This is a genomic window from uncultured Mucilaginibacter sp., from assembly GCF_903893715.1.
Lineage (GTDB): Bacteria > Bacteroidota > Bacteroidia > Sphingobacteriales > Sphingobacteriaceae > Mucilaginibacter.
Genome location: NZ_CAITNG010000052.1, coordinates 1 through 7,719, shown reverse-complemented (window position 1 = coordinate 7,719; position 7,719 = coordinate 1). Strand labels below are relative to the sequence as shown.

Annotated in this window: 11 protein-coding genes; 9 read left to right on the top strand and 2 right to left on the bottom strand. The window is 46.6% G+C overall.

All coding sequences use genetic code 11. The features are described 5' to 3' along the window. Positions 1 to 209: 209 nt before the first annotated feature. Both QZX97_RS07170 and QZX97_RS07165 read left to right on the top strand, forming a co-directional pair. Entirely contained in the window at positions 210 to 632 is a 423-nt protein-coding gene (locus QZX97_RS07170) for a cobalamin B12-binding domain-containing protein (protein ID WP_295652640.1), read from the top strand. Between the two features lie 120 nt (positions 633 to 752). Next, positions 753 to 1,529, top strand: a complete 777-nt coding sequence (locus QZX97_RS07165; RefSeq protein ID WP_295652638.1) for an enoyl-CoA hydratase-related protein — start codon at positions 753 to 755, stop codon at positions 1,527 to 1,529. Here QZX97_RS07165 and QZX97_RS07160 read toward each other — a convergent pair. After that, complete coding sequence (locus QZX97_RS07160; RefSeq protein WP_295652636.1) at positions 1,516 to 1,755, bottom strand: hypothetical protein; 240 nt, start codon at positions 1,753 to 1,755, stop codon at positions 1,516 to 1,518. The two genes, QZX97_RS07165 and QZX97_RS07160, sit on opposite strands and share 14 nt — an antisense overlap. Before the next feature lie 330 nt (positions 1,756 to 2,085). Between QZX97_RS07160 and QZX97_RS07155 the strand changes: the two genes are divergently transcribed. The 6 genes from QZX97_RS07155 to QZX97_RS07130 all read left to right on the top strand — a co-directional run bounded on the left by QZX97_RS07155 (position 2,086) and on the right by QZX97_RS07130 (position 6,020). Further along, positions 2,086 to 3,498, top strand: a complete 1,413-nt coding sequence (locus tag QZX97_RS07155; RefSeq protein WP_295652635.1) for a sigma-54 dependent transcriptional regulator — start codon at positions 2,086 to 2,088, stop codon at positions 3,496 to 3,498. Positions 3,499 to 3,505: 7 nt separating this feature from the next. Beyond that, positions 3,506 to 3,697: a histidine kinase dimerization/phospho-acceptor domain-containing protein gene (locus QZX97_RS07150; protein WP_295652633.1), complete on the top strand. Its 192-nt coding sequence runs from the start codon at positions 3,506 to 3,508 to the stop codon at positions 3,695 to 3,697. 77 nt (positions 3,698 to 3,774) lie between these two features. Beyond that, the gene (locus tag QZX97_RS07145; RefSeq protein ID WP_295664509.1) at positions 3,775 to 4,824 is read left to right on the top strand and encodes an AI-2E family transporter; all 1,050 of its coding nucleotides are present in this window, start codon (positions 3,775 to 3,777) and stop codon (positions 4,822 to 4,824) included. A gap of 97 nt (positions 4,825 to 4,921) precedes the next feature. Continuing rightward, positions 4,922 to 5,188, top strand: a complete 267-nt coding sequence (locus QZX97_RS07140; RefSeq protein ID WP_295651613.1) for a YtxH domain-containing protein — start codon at positions 4,922 to 4,924, stop codon at positions 5,186 to 5,188. A gap of 54 nt (positions 5,189 to 5,242) precedes the next feature. Further along, complete coding sequence (locus tag QZX97_RS07135; protein ID WP_295651612.1) at positions 5,243 to 5,614, top strand: phage holin family protein; 372 nt, start codon at positions 5,243 to 5,245, stop codon at positions 5,612 to 5,614. Beyond that, positions 5,601 to 6,020, top strand: a complete 420-nt coding sequence (locus tag QZX97_RS07130; RefSeq protein WP_295651610.1) for a hypothetical protein — start codon at positions 5,601 to 5,603, stop codon at positions 6,018 to 6,020. The genes QZX97_RS07135 and QZX97_RS07130 overlap by 14 nt, the downstream gene beginning before the upstream one ends. Here QZX97_RS07130 and QZX97_RS07125 read toward each other — a convergent pair. Continuing rightward, complete coding sequence (locus tag QZX97_RS07125) at positions 6,017 to 6,955, bottom strand: GDP-L-fucose synthase (protein ID WP_295651615.1); 939 nt, start codon at positions 6,953 to 6,955, stop codon at positions 6,017 to 6,019. The genes QZX97_RS07130 and QZX97_RS07125 overlap by 4 nt on opposite strands. A gap of 85 nt (positions 6,956 to 7,040) precedes the next feature. Between QZX97_RS07125 and trmB the strand changes: the two genes are divergently transcribed. Then, positions 7,041 to 7,691 (top strand): tRNA (guanosine(46)-N7)-methyltransferase TrmB, encoded by a 651-nt coding sequence (trmB, locus tag QZX97_RS07120; protein ID WP_295651141.1) that lies wholly within the window; start codon positions 7,041 to 7,043, stop codon positions 7,689 to 7,691. Positions 7,692 to 7,719: the final 28 nt, after the last annotated feature.

The following is a 7,719-nucleotide window of genomic DNA, read 5'->3' as shown; positions in this document are numbered from 1 at the left end:
GGTCATTAGTCATTGGTTGGCGGGTTACCGAGCGCGAGTAGGTGGTGGTGTAAGTTTTTTTTGAATACCCATAAATACCCATAGACTATAGAAGACGGAAGATGTAAAATGGAAGATGTATCGGCAATTGTGAAATTCGAAATTGAAAATTCGAAATTGAAAATCCGAAATTCGAAACCCTTCAAAAATCCGTAGCTTCGAATTAAATTATGACTGAACCAATATTCAACCGCCCTATACGTGTGCTTGTGGCCAAAGTAGGGCTCGACGGGCACGACCGCGGCGCCAAGATCATTGCCACCAGTTTGCGCGACGCGGGCATGGAGGTAATTTATACCGGTCTGCGCCAAACCCCCGAAATGGTGGTAAACGCCGCCCTGCAGGAAGATGTGGACGCCATTGGGGTATCCATCCTCTCGGGCGCCCACATGACGGTGTTCCCCAAAATAATCGCCCTGATGAAGGAAAAAGGGATGGACGATGTACTGGTCACGGGCGGGGGCATCATACCCGAGCGCGATATGGACGAGCTGAACAAAATGGGCGTTGGCCGCCTGTTTGCGCCCGGCACCACCACGCAGGACATTGTTGCCTATATTACCGCCTGGGTAAAACAACACCGTAATTTTTAGACCCCACCCAACCCTCCCCGGAAGGGAGGGCTTTAAAAAATGAAAAAAAAACAATTGACACACGCCTAACCGAAGTCTCCCCTACCGGGGGAGATTTAGAGGGGGCTTAACCAGACAACCATGCATTTCGATAATATCCTCATCAGCCGCCAGGGCCGTATACAATACATCACCATCAACCGCGAAAGCAAACTGAATGCCCTCAACAAAGCTACCCTGGCCGAGCTGCATTTTGCCTTTACCGATGCCTTTGCCAACCCCGAGGTAGGCGGCATCATCATTACCGGCGCAGGCCCAAAAGCGTTTATCGCCGGCGCCGATATTTCGGAGTTTACCACCCTGGATGCCAACAGCGGCCGCCAAATGGCTTTTGAAGCGCATACCAAGGTTTTTGATGTGATTGCCAATGGCAGCAAGCCCGTCATCGCGGCGGTTAATGGTTTCGCTTTGGGCGGAGGGTTGGAAACGGCCATGGCCTGCCATATCCGTGTAGCGTCGGACAATGCCAAACTGGGCCTGCCCGAACTGACGCTGGGCATCATCCCCGGCTATGGCGGCACGCAACGCCTTACCCAACTGGTGGGCAAAGGCAAAGCCATGGAAATGATCATGACATCGGATATGATAACCGCGCAGGATGCCTTTAACTTTGGCCTGGTAAACCATGTGGTAAGCCCCGCTGAGCTATTGCCCAAAGCCGAAGAGATTATGAACAAGATATTAAAACGGGCCCCGCTGGCCATCGCATCGGCCATCACAGCCGTAAACGCGGCCACCAGCAGCAGCGGTTTTGCTACCGAGATAGACGAGTTTTCGAAATGCACCGGCACCAACGATTTTAAAGAGGGCGCTGCCGCGTTTTTAGAGAAGAGGCCGGCGGTGTTTATTGGGAAATAGGGGCAGCTACAGTCGCCGGGTCGTATTGGTGGCAGCCGCATTCTTCGGAGTATTTTTTGTCTTCGAGGAGCATTTTTACCAGCTCTTTAAAGCAGGTGATCTCAAAGTCGATGCAGCAGCAGTCCATCACAATGCGCTTGTCGACAATGGTTAATACGGGTTGTTGCAGGTGTACAGGACAGGTGGTGATCTCGATCACCGACTTAACATGCTTGTTCAGGCCCATGATCTTTGCGTTTATTTTTAAATACAACTATTTAAAAATCAAAATGTTTTGATGCCAGCGGCTTATTTTTGGTTTAAGCAGCTTTCATCAAAAAAGCACCGCATAACATAGCCCTTTTATTTGCCCGGGAATAGCCGTCGCTAAGCCAATATTTCATTGATAACTACCCCAATAATTATATTAACCGTTATGAATATATTTTAACTATCATATAAACCACATTTCTCCCGGATATAATACTAAAAAAATATTCAAAACATTGTGGACTTTTTTGCCCAAGTACCAAAAAACTGTGTGTCTTCAACATTTAATACCCGTAATGCTCCCCCGATGAAGAATATACTGATCATTGATGATGAGGTTAATGTTGGCCTGTTGCTCTCCAAATTTTTGACGCGCAACGGGTTCAACGTGGCCACGGCTACCAGTGGCGCCACCGCTGCCGAGTTGTTAAAAAATAATACATACAACCTTGTGCTGTGCGATTTCCGCCTGGAGGATACTGATGGCCGCGAAATACTCAAAAAAATAAAGGCAGAATACCCGGAAACGGGCGTCATCATCATCACGGGGTATTCGGATATCAAAATGGCGGTCGAGCTTATCAAAATGGGCGCTTATGATTATATCACCAAGCCCCTCTATCCCGACGAGATATTAACCACCATCAACAAAGCCATCGAAACCCAAAAGGCTTTAACCGAAGATACCCATGCGGCAACTGCGGCCATCACCACCGCCGAACCGCGTACTTCCTCAAAAAAAACAGTCGCGTCGGATGATTTTGTTATCGGCACCAGCCGCGCCTCGAAAGATCTGGTACACCAGATAGAGCTGGTTGCGCCAACCATGTACAGCGTTATCCTCATCGGCGAAAGCGGTACAGGTAAAGAGTCGGTAGCAAAAAGTATACACTTGCACAGCAACCGGGCCGATAAACCTTTCATAGCCATGGATTGCGGCTCGCTCACCAAAGAACTGGCCGGCAGCGAATTTTTCGGGCACGAAAAGGGTTCTTTTACCGGTGCCCTGAACACCAAGATAGGCCACTTTGAACTGGCCAACGGCGGCACGCTGTTTTTGGATGAGATAGCCAACCTTTCGTACGATATACAGGCCGCCCTGCTGCGCACCTTACAGGAGCGTAAAGTGAGGCGCATAGGCGGCACCAAAGAAATTGACCTGGATGTACGCATTGTTGTGGCCACCAACGAAAACCTGCAGGAAGCCATCCGCAACGGCAAATTCAGGGAAGACCTGTACCATCGCTTCAACGAGTTCAGCATCAACTTGCCGCCCCTGCGCGAACGTGGCAAAGATATTTTGTTATTGGCCGAACACTTTTTGGCGCTCGCCAACGAAGAATTGGGCCGCAACGTAAGCCGCTTTTCGCCCGAGGTAATCGAAAGTTTATTGAACTACCGCTGGCAAGGCAACGTGCGCGAATTGAAGAACGTGATACGCCGCGCCGCGCTCCTCACCGAAGGCGAAGAGGTGCAAACTAAAGCATTACCGCTCGAAATATACAACAACTCAAGGCCCACGGCAGCCGAACCGGTATATGATAACGGCGTAAAAGAGGCCCGGCACGATTTGAAAAACGCCGCCATGGAAGCCGAGTACGAAACCATTTTGCGCGTTTTGCGCGAAGTAAACTTTAACAAAACCAAGGCTGCAGAGATTTTGAACATCGACCGTAAAACGTTGTATAACAAAATGAAGGCCAACAACCTGGACAAATAACAAGGCGATGGACAATGACGAAAACAACAGCGCCCTGCGCAGTTTAAGGCACGATATAAAAAACCAGCTTTCAAGTATCGTTCTATCGGCCAGTCAGTTGCGTTATGAGATGCCTGATGCAAATGAAGATAGTATTTTTTACCTCGAAACCATCGAAAACAGCTGCAAACAAATCATCGAGATTTTAGATAAAGCATAGTTTAACGTTCTTTTAGTTTTTGGCAAACATTTCGGCCCTGTTTTGTTTTAACTATATGGAGCATCAAATCGTTACACATGTCAGTATTCAACACTAAGCAGCGCAATAACATTACCCTGGTAGGCATGGTGCTGCTGGGATGCTTTTTGTTGTATGCTTTAAGCGGGCTTTTCAATTCAATTTTGGGCGCCGTGGTTTTATACACCATTTTCAGGCCCATGTTCCTCAATCTCGTCGAAAAAAAGGGTTGGAGCAAGGGCGCTGCTACAGGGCTCATCATCATCATTTCCCTGGTGGTTATCGTAATCCCTTTCTTGTCGGTGAGCATTATGGTGGTCGATAAAATTACCGAACTTTCGTCGGCTCATTTGCCTATACAGGAGTGGCTGGCAAAAATTGATGCCTTCGCGGGCTCGCACCTGCACCAGCAAGACTTTGTAAAAAGCATCAATATCCCACAAAAGGTAGGCGGTTTTGTTGCCGAGCTGTTCCCATCTATTTTAAGCAGCGCGGCAGGTATATTCCTTACCCTATTGGTATTGTACTTTTTGTTGTACTACATGTTTGCCCAATATAAAGAGTTTGAGTCTGGCTTGATAAAGTATGCGCCCTTCCGGCAAAAGGACTCCTTAAAGTTTGCCAATGAGCTCCGCAATGCCACCTATTCAAACGTTATAGGCCAGGGCATTATATCCCTTTCGCAAGGCATTTTGTTTACCATCGGCCTAAAAATAGTGGGCCTGCCCGATCCTATATTCTGGGGGGTTATCGGCACATTTATTTCGTTTTTACCGGTGGTGGGTGTACCAACGCTCGCGCTTGTTTTTAGCGTTGTACTGTTTTTGAACGGGCACACCTGGCAGGGCTTTTTCCTTATCGCCTGGGGTTTCGTCATGATTGTTTATCTCGACAATTTCCTCCGTCTGCTCATCAACAAACGACTGGCCAACACGCACCCTTTAATCACCATTATCGGCGTAATTATCGGCATCCCCATGTTTGGGATACTTGGCCTGGTTTTTGGGCCGGTGTTGCTGTCGTACTTTTTGCTGTTGGTAGAGATATATGAAAGCAACCGTTTGGGCGATGCCCGCTTGGAGAACGCAAGTAGCGATGAAGACAGATAGCATAAAACAATTAGTTAAAAAACAGGTTTATTAGATAGTTAAAATGTATTTGGGTATTTTTGTAATCAAATACATAGCAAACACAAATCAAATTATCATGAAAGACGATACCAAGGTAGTAATAGCATTGTTGGCCGGATTGGCAGCAGGCGCGGCATTGGGTATTTTATTTGCACCCGATGCAGGATCGGAAACCCGCGACAAGTTGGCAGAATCGTTAAAAAACTTAGGCGATTCGATAAAAGAAACCGCCGCTAACGAAATCAACAACCTTTCGGGATTGAAGGACAAAGTGATCAGCAACCTTAAAACGAAAGTTAAAAGCGTTGAAGAAGAATATCAGGACGATATAGAACATGCTTAAACCAAAAGCTTCTCCATCAATGGTTTTTGATGGAGAAGCTTGATCATATCAGTGATGGAAAACAACAAGGACGAAAAGCCCGGTATAACCGACCAGCTGCGCCAATACATTGAGACCCGTGTCGAACTGGCCCGATTACAGGCCATCGAAAAAGGTACGTCATTTGCAGCAGCTTTGGCTACCGAGATTTTTGTATTGATATGCATAGCTATCACCCTGCAATTTTTCAGCATCACGGTAGCCCTGTTTTTGGGCTCCCTGTTAGGGTCTTACTGGATGGGTTTTGGCTGCGTTACTTTTGTATACTTTCTGGCAGCGCTTATCGTTTCGGCCTACAAAAAGAAATACATCGAGCCGCGCATCATCGATTTCTTGATCAAAAAAATCTTCAGGCAAAAAAACAACAAAGAAAATGGCGATTCATAGCATCAGCGACCTGAGGGCCGAGATAGCCCATTTAAAGCACCAAAAAAAGGAGCAGGAGCTTGCTATAAAAGAACGCTTCAGCAGCCCTACTGCCATTTTCGACACCGTTTTTTCATCGGCAAAAAAATCTGATGTGGGTAGTATGCTTTTCAACCCCGACGAACTTATCGGTTTGGCATCGAGGTTTGTATTGCCGCTCATCCTCAACAAAACCATTTTCCGCAGTTCAAACTTTATCGTAAAAACATTGGTTACGTTGCTTTCGCAACAGGCTTCGGGTATCATTAATTCAAATACCGTTACCTCGGTTTGGGACAGCATCCGCTCGCTCATCGCCAAAGTCTCCAAAAAAAAGAAAACAGCCGCCGATGGCATGCCCCCTTACGGTGAAGGCATTCTGGATTAAGATACCAGTTCGTTTAGTTTCAGAAAATCCTTGTAGGCAAGCGCCAAACCTTCTTCAAGCTCAACTTTGTGTTTCCAGCCCCAGCTGTGCAGTTTCGATACGTCCATCAACTTACGTGGCGTTCCATCGGGCTTAGTGGTGTCAAAGTCAATCGTACCTTCATAACCAATGGTCTTTTTAACCAGTTCGGCCAGGTCTTTTATCGATAGGTCATGCCCTGTCCCTATATTGATCAGGTTAGGCTCGTTATAGTTTTGCATCAGGTAATAGCAGGCTTCGGCCAAATCATCGGCAAACAAAAACTCACGTTTTGGCGAGCCTGTTCCCCAAATGGTAACGGTTGGCGTTCCGTTCACCTTAGCCTCATGAAACCTGCGTATCAAAGCCGGCAACACGTGCGAGTTTTGCGGATGGTAATTATCGTTATATCCATACAAATTGGTGGGCATTACCGATATATAGTTACAGCCATACTGCGCGCGGTAAGCATCGCACATTTTAATACCCGCAATTTTTGCAATGGCGTAGGGTTCGTTGGTATCTTCCAGCAGGCCTGTCAGCAAATATTCTTCTTTGAGTGGTTGTGGTGCCATTTTAGGGTATATACAGCTAGAGCCCATAAACAGCAGTTTTTTAACACCGTTTAGGTAGGAGTTGTGGATCACGTTATTTTGTATCTGTAAATTATCATACAAAAATTCGGCGCGGTAGGTATTGTTGGCTACAATGCCGCCTACTTTTGCGGCGCATAAAAATACGTAGTCAGGTTTTTCTTTCGCGAAAAAATCAGTTACTTGTACCTGGTCGCGCAGGTCAAGCTCCTTGGATGTGCGGATTACAAAATTGTTGAAACCTTCTTTAACCAGTTTGCGGTAGATGGCCGAACCCACCATGCCCCGGTGCCCGGCGATGTATATTTTTGCGTCTTTTTCCAAAATACGTGGTCTTTTCATCAAATATATAAACTCTTGCCAATACCATTAATCAGGAAAAGCTATTTTTACATTTTTTATAACAAACGTGGGAAAAGATAAGATAAGACGCTTCGCCGAAATAGCCGATTTTGCTAATGTGTTGCAACTGGATGAAGGCAAACCGATGCAGGGCCAATGGGCTAAAACATTTTTTAAGAACAACCATCCGCTGGTATTGGAATTAGCCTGCGGTAAAGGCGAGTATACCGTAAACCTGGCGCAACTGTTCCCCGATAAAAACTTTATCGGGATCGATTATAAAGGCAACCGCATTTGGCGCGGGGCAAAAACCGCCATTGAAGAAGGCATCGGCAACGTAGCTTTTTTACGCATCCAGATCGAAAACCTCATCGCCTACTTCGGTCCCGGCGAGGTGGATGAGATATGGATCACCTTCCCCGACCCGCAGCCGCAATTGAGCCGGGAGAAAAAGCGTCTTACTTCGCTCCGCTTTTTGGATATGTACAAAGTGATACTAAAGCCCGGCGGCGCGGTACACCTCAAAACCGATAACGATAACCTGCATGCTTATACAGCCGATAAAGTCAATGAATTAGGGCTGACCACCCATGTCCGCACTGAAGACCTCTATCATTCTGAGTTTGCCGATGAGGTACTCTCGATAAAAACCTATTACGAACGCAAATATTTAAAGCATAATAAAAACATTAACTACCTTAAGTTTTCATTTGAGTAGCCATGCACAAAAAAACGCAGGAGGATTC

Coding starts and splice junctions, on each gene's coding strand:
- QZX97_RS07135 (WP_295651612.1), top strand. CDS start 5,243: ATGGAAAACAACAAGGACGAAAAGCCCGGTATAACCGACCAGCTGCGC.
- QZX97_RS07145 (WP_295664509.1), top strand. CDS start 3,775: ATGTCAGTATTCAACACTAAGCAGCGCAATAACATTACCCTGGTAGGC.
- QZX97_RS07155 (WP_295652635.1), top strand. CDS start 2,086: ATGAAGAATATACTGATCATTGATGATGAGGTTAATGTTGGCCTGTTG.
- QZX97_RS07170 (WP_295652640.1), top strand. CDS start 210: ATGACTGAACCAATATTCAACCGCCCTATACGTGTGCTTGTGGCCAAA.
- QZX97_RS07130 (WP_295651610.1), top strand. CDS start 5,601: ATGGCGATTCATAGCATCAGCGACCTGAGGGCCGAGATAGCCCATTTA.
- QZX97_RS07165 (WP_295652638.1), top strand. CDS start 753: ATGCATTTCGATAATATCCTCATCAGCCGCCAGGGCCGTATACAATAC.
- QZX97_RS07160 (WP_295652636.1), bottom strand. CDS start 1,755: ATGGGCCTGAACAAGCATGTTAAGTCGGTGATCGAGATCACCACCTGT.
- QZX97_RS07150 (WP_295652633.1), top strand. CDS start 3,506: ATGGACAATGACGAAAACAACAGCGCCCTGCGCAGTTTAAGGCACGAT.
- QZX97_RS07140 (WP_295651613.1), top strand. CDS start 4,922: ATGAAAGACGATACCAAGGTAGTAATAGCATTGTTGGCCGGATTGGCA.